Genomic DNA, 14,335 nt, shown 5'->3' with positions numbered 1-14,335 from the left:
TTGACTGACGGCGCACTCATCGTCCAGAGCGACAAGACGCTCCTCCTCGAGGTCGACCACCCACGGTCGGCGGAGGCGCGGCGGGCGATCGCACCGTTCGCGGAGCTCGAGCGGGCGCCCGAGCACATCCACACCTACCGGATCACCCCGCTGGGTCTGTGGAACGCCCGGGCCGCCGGCCACGACGCCGAGCAGGTCGTCGACGCGCTCGTGACGCACAGCCGCTACCCCGTGCCGCACGCCCTGCTCGTCGACGTCGCCGACACGATGGCCCGCTACGGCCGGCTCACCCTGCTCAAGGAGGACGGCCGGCTCGTCCTTCGCACGACCGACCGCGCGGTGCTCACGGAGGTGCTGCGGCACAAGCGGATCAAACCGCTCATCGGTGACCGCATCGACGAGGACACCGTCGTCGTCCACCCGAGCGAGCGTGGCCACCTCAAGCAGGAGCTGCTCAAGGTCGGCTGGCCCGCCGAGGACGAGGCCGGCTACGTCGACGGGGAGGCCCACCCCATCGACCTCGACCGCACCGGCGGCTGGTCGATGCGGCCCTACCAGGAGCAGGCCGTCGACGGCTTCTGGGACGGCGGCTCAGGGGTCGTCGTGCTGCCGTGCGGCGCGGGCAAGACCCTCGTCGGCGCCGGCGCCATGGCGAAGGCGTCGGCGACGACGCTCATCCTCGTCACCAACACCGTGTCGGCGCGGCAGTGGAAGGACGAGCTGCTCCGCCGCACGAGCCTCACCGAGGACGAGATCGGCGAGTACTCCGGCGCGCGCAAGGAGATCCGCCCGGTCACGATCGCCACCTACCAGGTGCTCACGACCCGCCGGAAGGGGACCTACACGCACCTTGACCTGCTCGACGCCCGCGACTGGGGCCTCATCGTCTACGACGAGGTCCACCTGCTCCCCGCGCCGATCTTCCGGATGACCGCCGACCTCCAGGCCCGGCGACGCCTCGGGCTCACCGCGACCCTCGTGCGCGAGGACGGCCTCGAGTCCGACGTCTTCTCGCTCATCGGGCCCAAGCGCTTCGACGCGCCGTGGAAGGACATCGAGGCGCAGGGCTACATCGCGCCCGCCGACTGCGTCGAGGTGCGGGTCACGCTCCCCGACGGACAACGGATGGCGTATGCCGTCGCGGAGCCGGACGAGCGCTACCGCCTCGCCTCCTGCTCGGACGCGAAGCTGCCCGTCGTCGAGAAGCTCGTCGAGCGTCACCGCGGCGAGCCGACCCTCGTCATCGGGCAGTACCTCGACCAGCTCGACGAGCTCGCCCACCGTCTCGGCGCCGACGTCATCACCGGCGAGACGTCGGTGGCCGAGCGGCAGCGGCTCTACGGCGCCTTCCGCGACGGCGAGATCAGCCTGCTCGTCGTCTCCAAGGTCGCGAACTTCTCCATCGACCTGCCCGAGGCCAGCGTCGCCATCCAGGTGTCCGGCACCTTCGGCTCGCGCCAGGAGGAGGCCCAGCGCCTCGGCCGGGTGCTGCGCCCCAAGGGCGACGGCCGCACCGCGCACTTCTACACCGTGGTCGCCCGCGACACCGTCGACGCCGACTTCGCCGCCCACCGCCAGCGCTTCCTCGCCGAGCAGGGCTACGCCTACCGCATCATCGACGCCACCGACCTCTGACCAGAACGAACCCACGCGCAGCGCGAGAGGCGCACGGAAAAGTGAGCCAACGGCCACGGGAGCGCCTGACGTCTCGTTCGCCGCTGGCTGGGTCTGGCGGCGGGTCCCACGCTCTGCGTGGGCGCGCGAGTGCGCGCAGCGCGCGAAGGCGGATGGACTGCGGCGAAGGAGACGTCTGGCGCGACCCGACGAGAAGGGGAGCGGACGGCATACGGGATCGGGCAGGAGTGTGTGAGAGTGGCGCGCATGACGCAGCCGCCGCAGGGCACCCCGATCGAGCCCACCGCCTCGCCGACCCGCTTCCGGGTCCGCCAGAAGCTCACGATGATGGTCAACCGCTACGAGATCCACGGCGTGGGCCCTGACGGCACCGAGGTCGGCCTCTGGGCGTTCGCCGAGCAGAAGCGGCTGGCCTTCAAGGAGCAGGTGACGTTCTTCGCCGACGCGGGCAAGTCGCAGCCGGTCTTCGGGTTCAAGGCCCGCACCCGGATGGATCTCGGTGCGACCTACGACGTCACCGACGCGTCCGGCGCGCCGATCGGCCAGTTCCGCAAGGACTTCGGCAAGTCGCTGCTCCGCTCGACGTGGCACCTCACCGACGGTGCCGGACGGACCTCGCTCGGCCAGGAGCGCAACCACACGGTCGCGATCGTGCGGCGCGTCTGGGACTTCGTGCCGGTCATCGGCGACATCCCGGTGCCGTTCCTCTTCCACTTCGACTTCACCCTGCCCGACGGACAGGTCGTCCTCAGCAGCACGAAGAAGCCCGCGTTGCGTGACGTCTACGAGGTGAACCTTCCCCCGGTCGACGGACACGCCCTCGACTGGCGCGTGGGCGCGGCCATGGCCGTCGCCCTCGACGCCCTCCAGTCCCGCTGAGGGAGCCTCGGGGACGCGGCACGTCAGGGCGAGTGCACGGCACACGTCCAGACAACTCCCAGACTCCGCCGTCAGACTGGACTCGTGAGCGCGAACCCAGCAACCCCCGAGGCCACGCTCCTCGTCGTCGAGGACGAGCCCAACATCCGTGAGCTCCTCGCGACCTCCCTGAGGTTCGCGGGGTTCGAGGTCGTCACCGCGGCCACCGGCGCCGACGCCGTCCGGCTCGCCGACGCCCAGCACCCCGACCTGTGCGTGCTCGACGTCATGCTGCCCGACATGGACGGCTTCGACGTGACGCGCAAGCTGCGCGAGTCCGGTCGCCACGTGCCGATCGTCTTCGTGACCGCGCGCGACTCCGTCGACGACAAGATCAAGGGCCTCACGGTCGGCGGCGACGACTACGTGACGAAGCCGTTCAGCCTCGAGGAGGTCGTCGCCCGCATCCGCGCGGTCCTGCGACGCACGCGCGGCGAGCTCGACGACAGCGCCTCGCTGCGCTTCGAGGACCTCGAGCTCGACGAGGACAGCCACGAGGTCCGCCGCGCCGGCCGCGTCATCGAGACGAGCCCGACCGAGTTCAAGCTGCTGCGCTACCTCATGCTCAACCCCAACCGCGTGCTGTCGAAGGCCCAGATCCTCGACCACGTGTGGGAGTACGACTTCCGCGGCGAGAGCGGCATCGTCGAGTCCTACATCTCCTACCTCCGCCGCAAGATCGACACCGAGGGCCTCCCGCCGCTCATCCACACCAAGCGCGGTGTCGGCTACGTCCTGCGTCTCCCGCCGCAGACCTGATGGGTTCGGCTCCGGCACCCCAGGCCGTCGTCCGGCGGCTCGAGGCGATGCCGCTGCGGGTCCGCCTCGTCGCGATCGTCCTCATCGTCCTCGCGGCGGCGCTGCTCGTCTCCAACCTCGCCACGGCCTACCTCATGCGGCGTGACCTCGTCGGCCGCGTCGACACCGAGCTTCGTGGGGTCGCCAAACCCGTTGCGACACAGGCACTCGACGACCTGCGCCGGGGCAACAACGCCAAGCCGACGAACTACGCGTTCGTGCTCTTCCCCGTCGACGGCGACACGATGAGCGTCAACCCCACGACCGAGAAGCGCCACCCCGACGTCCCCCGACTGGAGCTCGACGACCCGTTGGTCATGAAGGGCCGGCCCTTCACCGTCGGATCCGTCGACGGCGACATGGAGTGGCGGTTCATCGCGGGCACCGTCAACGGCAGGGAGGGCACCTTCGCGGTGGGTGTCCCGCTGCGCTCCGTCAAGCAGACCGTCACGCGGCTCCTCGTCACCACCGGTGTCCTGAGCGCCGTCGTCCTCGCGGGGTCGGCCCTCCTCGGTTGGTATGCCGTGCGCCGCGCCTTCCGTCCGCTCACCCAGATCGAGGACACCGCCGCGGCCATCGCCGGTGGCGACCTCACCCGACGAATTCCAGTGCGGCAGGCCGATGACGAGGTGACCTCGCTGTCGCGCAGCCTCAACGCCATGCTCGCCCAGATCGAGTCGTCGTTCGCCGTGCGCGAGGCGTCCGAGGACCGCATGCGCCAGTTCGTCGCCGACGCGAGCCACGAGCTGCGCACCCCGCTGGCCACGGTCCGTGGCTACGCCGAGCTGCACCGCCAGGGCGCGATCTCGAACCCCGAGGACACACGGGCCGCCATGGAGCGCATCGAGTCCGAGTCCGGGCGGATGAGCGGTCTCGTCGAGGACCTCCTCACCCTCGCCCGGCTCGACGAGGAGCCCACCGCGTCGATGGGCGAGGTCGACCTCACCGTCCTCGCGGCCGACGCGACGGCGGACGCACGAGCCCGCGAGCAGGCGCGTCGCATCTCGCTCGTCGGCCTCGGCGGTCCACTTGACGCGACCGTCGTCTGGGGGTCCGAGTCGCGGCTCCGGCAGGTCGTCACCAACCTCGTGGCCAACGCCGTCCGGCACACGCCACCGGGCACACCGATCGAGCTGGCGGTCGGCGTCGACGGCTCCGAAGGTGTCCTCGAGGTGCGCGACCACGGTGACGGAATCCCTTCTGGCACAGCGCATCGCGTCTTCGAGCGGTTCTATCGCGCCGACCCGTCGCGTGGTCGCACGACCGGCGGCGGTAACGGCCTCGGACTCGCCATCGTCGCCGCGATCGTCGGTGCCCACAAAGGTCGCGTCGGGGTCCAGGAGACCGCCGGCGGTGGCGCGACGTTCGTCGTCCGGATTCCCACAGCGCCCTCACAGGGTCGGCCCAGCGCCCCTTGAGGTCGTTGCACTTGAGTAGTAGGTGCCACACCGACGAAGGAGAGACGATGAGCGACCAGCAGCCCGGACCGACCGGACAGCCGACCGGACCGACCCCCGAGGCTCCCCAGGGTCCCGGGGCCTCCGCCCCGACCCAGACGCTCGCGCAGCAGACGACGCGTGAGCACACGCCGGTCGCACCGGACCGCGGCGCGCACGACGCCTTCTCGTCTCATCACTCACAGCCCGCGCCGACCACGTGGTACGGCGCCCACGAGCCCGCCGGTCCGGTGTTCCCCCCGCCACCGGCCCCGGGAACAGCCCCGCAGAGCCAGCCCCCGACGCCGCAGCGGCGGCGCCGGATGGGTGAGCTCGTCACGGTGGCTGCGCTGACCGCCGCACTCGCGTCGGGAGGCACCTACGCCGCGACCCAGCTGGGGTCGCAGGATGCGCAGTCCCCCTCCACTGCGTCCTCCTCCTCCAGCCTGGGTCGCGGCACCCAGACCGCGCCGGTCTCGCAGAGCAACCCGCAGTCGCCGAACTGGACGGCCACCGCCTCGGCAGTGTCGCCCAGCGTCGTCGCCATCAAGACCGACAGCGGCGAGGGGTCGGGCGTCATCATCGACGACAACGCCCACATCCTCACCAACAACCACGTCGTGGCCGGTGCCCAGCAGCTCACGGTGACGCTCGCCGACGGCCGCACCTTCAAGGGCAGGATCCAGGGCACCGACCCCTCGACCGACCTCGCGGTCGTCACCATCGAGGGTGCGCCCGACGACCTCCAGCCCATCTCGATCGGCGACTCCGACGCGCTCAAGGTCGGCGACCCCGTCATGGCCGTGGGCAACCCGCTCGGCCTCGCCGGCACGGTGACCACGGGCATCGTCAGCGCCCTCAACCGCCCCGTGACCACCGAGGCCGCCGAGCAGCAGCCGCAGCAGCAGAACCCGTTCGGCCAGCAGCAGCAGCAGTCGAGCAGCGAGCCGGTCGTCACCAACGCCATCCAGACCTCGGCGGCGATCAACCCCGGCAACAGCGGCGGCGCCCTGGTCAACGCCAACGGCCAGCTCGTCGGCATCAACTCCTCGATCGCCTCGCTCGGCTCCTCCGGCTCCTCGCAAGGCGGCAACATCGGCATCGGCTTCGCCATCCCGGTCAAGGAGGCCGCGTCGATCGCCGAGCAGCTCATCGCCGACGGCACCGCCGAGCACGCCTACCTCGGCGTCGGCCCGACCGACGGCACCGCCTCCGACGGCAGCGCCACCCGCGCCGGTGCCCAGGTCCGCACGGTGCAGCCCGGCACCCCCGCGCAGAAGGCGGGGCTCGAGGCCGGCGACGTCATCACCGAGGTCAACGGCGAGCGGGTCGACTCCGCCGAGTCCCTCGTCGCCCACATCCGCGAGTACTCCGTCGGCGACACGGTCAAGCTCACGGTCCTCCGAGACGGCAAGAGCCAGGAGATCTCGGCGACCCTCGTCGCCGCTCCCACGAGCTGACGCGGCCGGAACCCCTCACGCGGGTGGGTCACGGTGAGTACCCCGACTCATGGAGTCGGGGTACTCGTCGTTCCAGACTCGGACCATGAACGATCAGCTGCAGGACGTGCGGCGCCTCGAGAACGAGTTCGCCGACGCGATGAACCGCATGTATGCCGTCGGCAACGGGCTCGCCCGCCTCCGCGCCTCCCTCGAGGTCCAGACGGCCGCCGCTCCCGAGACGTGGGTGTCACCCCACGCGCAGCCCGTCCCCGGCCCTCCGCCCACGGCCACCGCACCGGTCGCTCCCATGCCCCGCCCGGCGCCCGCGGCAGCCACCCCGGCGGCCCCAGCCCCGGCCCCGCTCCCGGCCCAGCCGTCCTGGTGGCAGCGCGAGGGGGCCGTCACCCGGGTCCTCGCCCTCGCCGGTGCCGTCGTCACCCTCATCGGTGTCGCCCTGCTCCTCGCGCTGGCGATGCAGCAGGGCTGGTTCGTCCCCGAGCTCCGCGTCGCGCTCGGCGTGGCCCTGGCCGTCGGGCTCGTCACTGCCGCCCACGTCGTCCGTGCCCGCGAGACCGCGCGCGGACGCGCCAGCGTCGCTCCGGTCGCCATCGCAGCCACGGGGTATGCCGCCGGCTACCTCGACGTCGTCGCCGTCACCACGGTCTACGGCTGGGTCCCCCGCACCGCCGGTCTCGCCATCGCTGCCGTCGTCGCCGTCACGGGGCTCCTCCTGGCGCGGCGCTGGGACCGCCAGCTGCTCGCCGTCATCACCGTCCTCGGCGCCACCCTTCTCGCGCCCGTCGTCACCGAGGGCGTGGGCAACGACGTGTCGCTCTTCGTCGTCGTGCTCTCGGGTGCGGCCCTGCTCGTCCGCGGTGATCGCGGCTGGCCCTCGCTCGCCGTCGCGCGGACGGTCCCCGCGACCGGTCTCGTCCTCCTCGGCATGGTGGCGGAGGACGACACGTTCACCGCCCCCACCCGCCTGCCGATCCTGGCCGCGGGCGCGCTCGCCCTCTTCGCCCTCGTCGGTGCCGTCTCCGCAGCCCGCCTCGACCGCACCGACCTCGTCGGCTGCGGCACCGTCGCCGTGTCGGCGGTGGCGCTCCTCGCGAGCTTCGGCGTCCACGGCCAGACGTTGCGCACCACCGGCTTCGCGCTCGTGGCCGTCGCCTTCGCGGTCCTCCTCGCCGTGACGTCGCGGCGGCCGGTCGGGCCGGTGCCCACGCCGCTCGCCACGACGGTCGGCGCCGTGAGCGGTGTCGCTGCCCTGCTCGCGGTGACGAGCGGTGCACCCGAGCGCTTCGTCGTCACCGGCATCGTCGCGACCGCCCTCGGGTATGCCGCGGCAGCCGTCACGACGCGCTCGCGCGTCACGCTGTGGGTCGCCGCCGGGACCACGGCGGTCGCCTCGGTCGCCTACCTCGCGCACCCCACGGCATACGTCGACGCCTGGAGCGCACGCAACCATGACGCGGCCACGGCGCTGCTCGACAGCGTGCTGGCCGGGGGTGTCGCCGCGCTCGGCGCCTGGGGCGTCGACGTGGTCCGGGGCATCCCCGCCCGGGTCCGTCGGCTCACGCGCGTCGCGGCCCTCATCGCGGGGCTGGCGATCTCGACCGTCGCCGTCGTGTCCGTCGGGCTCCTGCTCGGTGACGCGGTGGGCGCCACGACAGCCGGCTACCTCGCCGGCCACGCCCTCGCCACCGTCCTCTGGATGCTCACGTCGGCCTGGCTGCTCCTGCACGGCCTGCGCGCCGAGTCCCGCCGGGCGCTCTCGGTCCGGCTCGGGCTGGGGCTGGCGGCGGTGAGCGTCGCCAAGCTCTTCCTCTTCGACCTCGCGACCCTCGACGGTCTGTGGCGGGTCGTGGCGTTCATCGTCACGGGGCTGCTGCTGCTCGCCAGCGGGACGGCATACGCGAAGGCACTGGAGCGGACGCGCCTGCCGGAGGCGACCGCCTGACAGACTTCCCGCATGCTGCGGGACGAGATGTGGGAGGAGGCCGCGCGAGTCGTCAGGGGTGACGTGCGCGGCCTCCTCTCCGTGCACGACGACCTCGAGCGACGGTGGGGCGAGCCGCACCGCGGCTACCACGACCTGCGCCACCTCGACGAGGTCGTTGCCGCGCTCGTCGAGCTGCGCCCCACGGCCGTCGACACCGATGCCGAGTGGGCGTCGGTCGTCCTCGCGGCATGGTTCCACGACGCGGTCTACGACGTCGAGACGCCGTCGGACAACGAACGGCTGAGCGCCGACCTTGCGCGAACGACTCTGTCCCGCAATGGCGTCGGGCGCGACGTCGTCGACACGACTTGCGCTCTCGTCGAGGCGTCGGCGGCGCACGACGTCACCGACCGTCGCGGCCCGCAGGCCGCCTTCCACGACGCGGACCTCTGGATCCTCGGGGCGCCCGAGGACCGGTTCGACGGCTACTGCGCCGACGTGCGGCGGGAGTACGCCGCGGTGCCCGACGCCGACTACGCGCGAGGGCGGAGCGCGATCCTGGCGCCGTTCGTCGAGCGCGGCTGGGTCTACCTCACCGAGCACGCGCGGCGACACTGGGAGGCCGCGGCGCGACGGAACCTGCGGCGCGAGCTCGACCGGCTCGCGGACCCCGCGTGACGTCAGGCGCCTGAGGCCCGGGAAACGCGTGCGGGGCGCTGCAGCACCCGGTCGACGAGGAGCCCGAGGGCGCCGGCGACCGCGATGCCGCCGACGGCCCCGAGCAACGGGTTCTGCTCGACCCAAAGCCCGGCGAGGGCACCGATGCCGACCGACCAGGCCGCCCAGCTGGTGGCCGCCAGAGCCGAGAGGAGCACGAACCGCCGTTGCGAGAACGACCCCGCCCCCGCTGTGACGTTGACGCAGACCCGGCCGACCGGGATGTAACGAGCCACGACGATGGCGAGGGCACCACGACGCTCGAGCTCAGCCTCGGCGCGCAGGAAGCCCGCTCGCAGCTTCGGCCGTGGGCTTGTCCGCAGCCGGGTGAGGCCGGAGCGCCGGGCCACCGTGAAGGTGAGGTTGTCACCGACGAACGCGCCGGCTGCCGCCACCGCACTCAGGGCGAGCAGGTGCGGCGACCCCGAGGCCGCACCGAACGCGGCGAGGGCGATGACCACCGACTCGCTCGGCACCGGCGGAAGGAGCGCGTCGAAGGTCGCGAGGAGGAACAGAGCGGGGAGGACCCACAGTGCCGCGGCGTTCTGCTCGATGAGGGTGTTGACGGCCTCGAACACGCGAATCTCCCCTGGGCACAGGCGTTCCGGGCCCGGCGACGGTCGGCGAGCGCTCCTGCTCCTCCATCGTGCGCGGCCACACTCCTCCCGGCCATGGGGTGCGCCACCGGCTGCACCCTGAGTGGGCCGGGGTCGCGTCAGGGGCGGATGTCAGGGGTGCGTGCAGGGACGCACGTCAGGGCGGGCCGTCAGGCGTGACCCCGGGTCGCCGTGAGGTCAGTGGCCGTGGCCGACGGCACCGTCGGCGCCGGGGGCGACGAGCGGCCACCAGTGCCGCTCCCCCAGCTCGCCAGGCTGACGCGCCGCGGGGAGCCAGAGACCACCGGCCAGACCGGCGGCCGGGAGCTCGAAGAGCGCGAAGCACGCGGTCGGGACCGGCCAGGGGTAGCCGGCGTCCGGCTCGCGCACGACGTTGCGCACGTAGCCGAGGAGCGACGCCCGCTCGGACCGCACACCGAGGTCGTCGGCGAGCGCGCGGACGACGTCACTCGGGTGCTCGCCATCGGTGACGGGCCGGGTGGGCAGGTCGAGCCCGCGCCCGTCGGCCCGCTCGACGACGTGGAGCCCGCGCTCGTCGCGGAGCACCGCCCGGACGACGACGGTGCGCGGCGGCGCGTCGTCCTGGCGGGAGGCGATGACGTCGGCGCGGCCACCCGGCGGCAGCCACGGAGCGTCCGGGGTGCTGAGGACGACGCGCTCGCGCGTGCGCTTGGGGATGCGAAGTCCGCTGTGCTGCAGGCGTTTGAGGAGCTCGCGACCGTCGATCGGGACCGCCCCGGCCGCGACGACATCGGCGTAGCGCTCCTCGGGCACGTCGTAGTGGTCGCCCTCGAACCCCCGACGCGGGATGCCGGCCCGCTGCGCGAACTCGTGCAGCTCGTCGAACGATGTGTCGCTCACGAGGTGCGACCACAGACGTCCATGGGCCGGCCAGGCCGGCGGGTCGATGAGCAGCACCCCGCGATCGTATGCCGGGCCGCTCGCGTAGGGCTGTGGACAACTCCGCGGCGTCCTCGGCGGTTCTCCCTACCGTCGGTGCCAGAGGTCGCACCATCGGGTGCGGCGAGGACAGAGGGGACCACCATGGCAACGCAGTTCCAGGTCGACACCGACCGCATCTCCGCGGCCTCCGGCGACATCACCCGCATCTCCGGCGAGATCGAGGCCCAGGTCGCGCAGATGCTCGCCCGGCTCACGGCCCTGCAGGACGCGTGGAAGGGCGGTGCGGCGACGCAGTTCCACGGTGTCGTCGCGCAGTGGCAGGGCACCCAGCGCCAGGTGCAGGCCTCGCTCGACTCGATCGGTCGGGTGCTCGCCGCCGCCGGTGCGCAGTACGCCGAGACCGAGGCGCAGAACATGCGGATGTTCACCTGAGCCACACCTGAGACACCCTCCGAGACACCGGTGGCGGGAGCGACACCCCTGAGGTCGCTCCCGCCACTGGCCCGTGGTCGCTGCCGCTCGGCAGCGGGCTCACTCCGTCGTGACCGCCCGGAGGATGTCGAGCTTCGAGGCGCGCCACCCCGGCCACCACGCGGCGAGGATGCCGACGAGTCCGGCGAGGGCCACGAAGAACCCGAGCTGCGGCCACGGCACGGCGAGGACGTCGATGCCGTCGTCGGCGAGCGAGCGCTGGAGTGCCATCCCGAAGGCCACGCCGAGACCGACGCCGAGGGTCGCGCCGAGCAGCGCGATGACGATCGACTCCAGCCGCAGCATCCGCTTGAGCTGGCGCCGGCTCAGGCCGACGGCCCGCAGCAGCCCGATCTCGCGGGTCCGCTCGATGACCGAGAGGGCGAGCGTGTTGATGATGCCGAGGATCGCGATGATGACGGCCAGGCCGAGCAGTGCGTAGATGAGGTAGAGCATCTGGTTGATCTGGCTGCGCTGCTCGTCGGCGAACTCGCCCTGGTCCTTGACGGTGACGACCGGCAGGTCCGCGAGCGCCGTGTCGAGGTCCCGGCCGACCTGCGTCGCCGACGTCCCTGCGTCGCGGGTGATGAAGAGGAACGAGTCCGTCCTCGGCCCGCCGAGCGACTCGAGGGCGGGCAGGCTGAGGAGGAAGTCCGAGGACAGCAGGGCCGACTCCCCGTGGATGGCCGAGACCGTGAACGGCTTCGTCGTGCCCGCCCGGGTGAGGTCCACCGAGGACCCGACCTCGAGCCCGTCCGCGCTGGCGCGCTCCTGGGAGACCGAGACGGTCGACGTCGTGAGGTCCGCGAGGCGGCCGGTGACCATCGGGGTCGGACCGAGGACGCCGATGTGGCCGGGGTCGATGCCGATGACGCCGCGTTGCTCGCCCTTGGCCTTGACGGCGTCCCAGCGGAAGGCGGCCACCTCGCCGACCCCGTCGACGGCGGCGAGCTCCTTGGTCACCTCCGTCGAGAAGGGCGTGCCGACGACCGAGGAGACGACGTAGTCGGCGACGAACTCCTTCTCGACCGCCTTGTCGATGCTCGCCTTCGCGCTGGCCCCGAAGACCGCCATCATCGACACGAGCGTCACGCCGATCATGAGTGCCGAGGCGGTCGCGCCGGTGCGGCGCGGGTTGCGCTGGGCGTTCTGCTGGGCCATGAGGCCGACGGCTCCGAAGGTCCGGCGATAGACCCAGCCGATGCCGGCGATGACCGGCCGGCCGACGAGCGGACTGATGAGCGCCATCCCGAGGACGACACCGAGGATGCCCCCGCCAACCCAGTAGGTCGGCTTCGGGACGTCAGCGAAGAGTCCCGTGCCGAGCAGTGCCGCGCCGATCACCGAGAGGGCCGTGCCGACGAGGATCCGTCCGCGCATCCCGCTCTCGGCGAGGACGGCGTCGTCACGCATGGCGGCGACCGGCGGCACCTTGCCGGCCTTGCGGGCCGGGAGGTAGGCGGCGACGAGGGTCACGACGAGGCCGACGACGAGCGAGACGATGACCGTGCGCGGCGAGATGATGAGCGACTGGCCGCTGAGGTCGAGACCGAACTGGCCGAAGAGCGTCCGGATGCCGATGGCGATGACGACGCCCAGCCCGAGGCCGATGACCGACCCGACGAGCCCGATGACGGTCGCCTCGAAGAGCACCGACCGCGCCACCTGGCGCCGGGTTGACCCGAGGGCGCGGAAGAGCGCGAGCTCACGCGAACGCTGCGCGACGAGGATGCTGAAGGTGTTGATGATGAGGAACGACCCGACGACGAGCGCGACGCCGGCGAAGATGAGCAGGAAGGTCGTGATGAAGCCGAGCGCCTCTTGGATGTCCGAGGCTGCGGCCTTCGCGGCCGAGTTGCCGGTGACCGCCTCGACGCCTGCGGGCAGCTTCTTCGCGACCGCGTCGCGGAGCTCCTGCTGGGTCGTGCCCTCCGCGGCGGTCACCCAGATGTCGTTGTAGGTGTCCTTGCCCTCCATGAAGAGGTCGCGTGCCTGGGCGGTGTCGAAGATCGACAGGCTCGCGCCGGCGGTCCCACCCTCCATCGTCGCGATGCCGACGAGCCGGGCCGCGATGCGCGGCTGGCTGCCCGAGCTGACGATGTTGACCTCTTCGCCGACGAGGTAGCCCGCCTTGTCAGCGGTCTTCTCGTCGAGGACCACCTCGCCAGCGGCCTTGGGCCACCGGCCCGAGGCGAGCGAGAGCGGCTGCAGCCCCTTGGCCGCGGGTCCGTCGGTGTAGTTGGCGCCGATACCGGGGGGACCGAAGCCGCCGATGAGCTTGCCGTTCTTGCCCACGACGAACGTGCCGAAGTTCGTGATGTTGCCGTCGGCGCGGGCAGCACCGGGCGTGGAGGCGAGCTCCTTGACGAGCGAGCCCGGCAGCGTCTGCGAGGAGGGCTGCTGCTCGAGGTCGACCTCGCCCGAGACCGGTCGGACGACGACGTCGCCGACCGTGCTGTTCATGATCGAGTCGAAGCTGCGACCGAGGGTGTCGGTGAAGACGAAGGAGCCGGCGACGAACGCGACGCCCAGGATGATGGCGAAGGCGCTCATGAACAGCCGCAGCTTGCGGGCCATGAGGCTCTTCCAGCTGGCGCGGAGCATCGGTCAGCCCTGCACCTTCGCGTCGAGGCTCTTCATCGTCTCGAGAATCCGCTCGGGGGTGGGCTCGCGCAGCTCGGTGACGATGCGTCCGTCGGCGAGGAAGACGACGCGGTCGGTCCAGCTCGCGGCACCCGGGTCGTGCGTCACCATGACGATCGTCTGGCCGAAGTCGTCCACCGAGCGACGCAGGAAGCCGAGCACCTCGGCGCCCGAGGTCGAGTCGAGGTTGCCCGTCGGCTCGTCGGCGAAGATGATCTCGGGCCGGCTCACGAGGGCGCGAGCGCAGGCGACGCGCTGTTGCTGGCCGCCGGAGAGCTCGCCGGGGCGGTGGCCCAGGCGGTCGGCGAGGCCGACGGTCGAGATGACGAGGTCGTACCACTCGCGGTCCGGCTTGCGCCCGGCGATCGAGAGCGGCAGGAGGATGTTCTCCTCGGCGTTGAGCGTCGGGATGAGGTTGAAGGACTGGAAGACGAACCCGATGTGGTCCCGGCGGACGCGGGTGAGGTCCTTCTCCTTGAGCGAGGTGAGCTCGATGTCGCCGAGGCGCACCGAGCCGCGGGTCACCGAGTCGAGCCCGGCCGCGCAGTGCATGAGGGTGGACTTGCCCGAGCCGGACGGGCCCATGATCGCGGTGAACTCCCCGGCGGCGATGTCGAGGCTGACGCCCTTGAGCGCAGTGACGGCGGTGTCGCCGGAGCCGTAGGTCTTGACGAGGTCGGTGACACGGGCGGCCACCTTCGGGGGCGCCGTGGTGTCACGGCGGTCGGGGGCGAGGTCAGTGGTCATGCCGTCAACGGTAGGAGGGCGGACCGCATACGGGCAGGGGGTTCCTCCCCGAGGGAACCCTGAGGA

Annotated in this window: 12 protein-coding genes; 8 read left to right on the top strand and 4 right to left on the bottom strand. The window is 72.0% G+C overall.

Annotated features, from left to right (window positions below; genetic code table 11):
• The 7 genes from ACOJV7_RS10870 to ACOJV7_RS10840 all read left to right on the top strand — a co-directional run bounded on the left by ACOJV7_RS10870 (nucleotide 1) and on the right by ACOJV7_RS10840 (nucleotide 8,849).
• A complete protein-coding gene (locus tag ACOJV7_RS10870; RefSeq protein WP_420190164.1) occupies nucleotides 1-1,635 on the top strand; it encodes a DNA repair helicase XPB in 1,635 nt (544 codons plus the stop codon).
• 246 nt (nucleotides 1,636-1,881) lie between these two features.
• The gene (locus tag ACOJV7_RS10865) at nucleotides 1,882-2,514 is read left to right on the top strand and encodes an LURP-one-related family protein (protein ID WP_420190163.1); all 633 of its coding nucleotides are present in this window, start codon (nucleotides 1,882-1,884) and stop codon (nucleotides 2,512-2,514) included.
• 84 nt (nucleotides 2,515-2,598) lie between these two features.
• On the top strand, nucleotides 2,599-3,312 hold the full coding sequence (locus ACOJV7_RS10860) for a response regulator transcription factor (protein ID WP_420190162.1): 714 nt from the start codon (nucleotides 2,599-2,601) through the stop codon (nucleotides 3,310-3,312).
• Nucleotides 3,312-4,769: a sensor histidine kinase gene (locus tag ACOJV7_RS10855; RefSeq protein ID WP_420190161.1), complete on the top strand. Its 1,458-nt coding sequence runs from the start codon at nucleotides 3,312-3,314 to the stop codon at nucleotides 4,767-4,769. The genes ACOJV7_RS10860 and ACOJV7_RS10855 overlap by 1 nt, the downstream gene beginning before the upstream one ends.
• Before the next feature lie 47 nt (nucleotides 4,770-4,816).
• A complete protein-coding gene (locus ACOJV7_RS10850) occupies nucleotides 4,817-6,247 on the top strand; it encodes a S1C family serine protease (protein WP_420190160.1) in 1,431 nt (476 codons plus the stop codon).
• An 85-nt stretch (nucleotides 6,248-6,332) separates the two neighbouring features.
• Nucleotides 6,333-8,189 carry a DUF2339 domain-containing protein gene (locus ACOJV7_RS10845; RefSeq protein WP_420190158.1) on the top strand — a complete coding sequence of 619 codons (1,857 nt, stop codon included), beginning with the start codon at nucleotides 6,333-6,335 and terminating at the stop codon, nucleotides 8,187-8,189.
• 12 nt (nucleotides 8,190-8,201) lie between these two features.
• Nucleotides 8,202-8,849, top strand: a complete 648-nt coding sequence (locus ACOJV7_RS10840; protein WP_420190157.1) for an HD domain-containing protein — start codon at nucleotides 8,202-8,204, stop codon at nucleotides 8,847-8,849.
• A 2-nt stretch (nucleotides 8,850-8,851) separates the two neighbouring features.
• Here ACOJV7_RS10840 and ACOJV7_RS10835 read toward each other — a convergent pair whose 3' ends face one another.
• On the bottom strand, nucleotides 8,852-9,466 hold the full coding sequence (locus ACOJV7_RS10835) for a DedA family protein (protein ID WP_420190156.1): 615 nt from the start codon (nucleotides 9,464-9,466) through the stop codon (nucleotides 8,852-8,854).
• 216 nt (nucleotides 9,467-9,682) lie between these two features.
• A complete protein-coding gene (locus ACOJV7_RS10830; RefSeq protein WP_420190155.1) occupies nucleotides 9,683-10,423 on the bottom strand; it encodes a DUF4031 domain-containing protein in 741 nt (246 codons plus the stop codon).
• A 126-nt stretch (nucleotides 10,424-10,549) separates the two neighbouring features.
• On the opposite strand from ACOJV7_RS10830, the gene ACOJV7_RS10825 reads away from it, so the two are divergent.
• Complete coding sequence (locus ACOJV7_RS10825) at nucleotides 10,550-10,840, top strand: WXG100 family type VII secretion target (RefSeq protein ID WP_420190154.1); 291 nt, start codon at nucleotides 10,550-10,552, stop codon at nucleotides 10,838-10,840.
• A gap of 99 nt (nucleotides 10,841-10,939) precedes the next feature.
• Here ACOJV7_RS10825 and ACOJV7_RS10820 read toward each other — a convergent pair whose 3' ends face one another.
• Both ACOJV7_RS10820 and ACOJV7_RS10815 read right to left on the bottom strand, forming a co-directional pair.
• Nucleotides 10,940-13,483 carry an ABC transporter permease gene (locus tag ACOJV7_RS10820; RefSeq protein ID WP_420190153.1) on the bottom strand — a complete coding sequence of 848 codons (2,544 nt, stop codon included), beginning with the start codon at nucleotides 13,481-13,483 and terminating at the stop codon, nucleotides 10,940-10,942.
• Nucleotides 13,484-13,486: 3 nt separating this feature from the next.
• The gene (locus ACOJV7_RS10815) at nucleotides 13,487-14,269 is read right to left on the bottom strand and encodes an ABC transporter ATP-binding protein (protein ID WP_420190152.1); all 783 of its coding nucleotides are present in this window, start codon (nucleotides 14,267-14,269) and stop codon (nucleotides 13,487-13,489) included.
• Nucleotides 14,270-14,335 lie beyond the last annotated feature (66 nt).

The organism is Knoellia tibetensis (genome assembly GCF_048606415.1).
Lineage (GTDB): Bacteria > Actinomycetota > Actinomycetes > Actinomycetales > Dermatophilaceae > Knoellia > Knoellia tibetensis.
The sequence above is the reverse complement of the archived record's forward strand: the minus strand, read 5'-3'. Positions and strand labels throughout refer to the sequence as shown.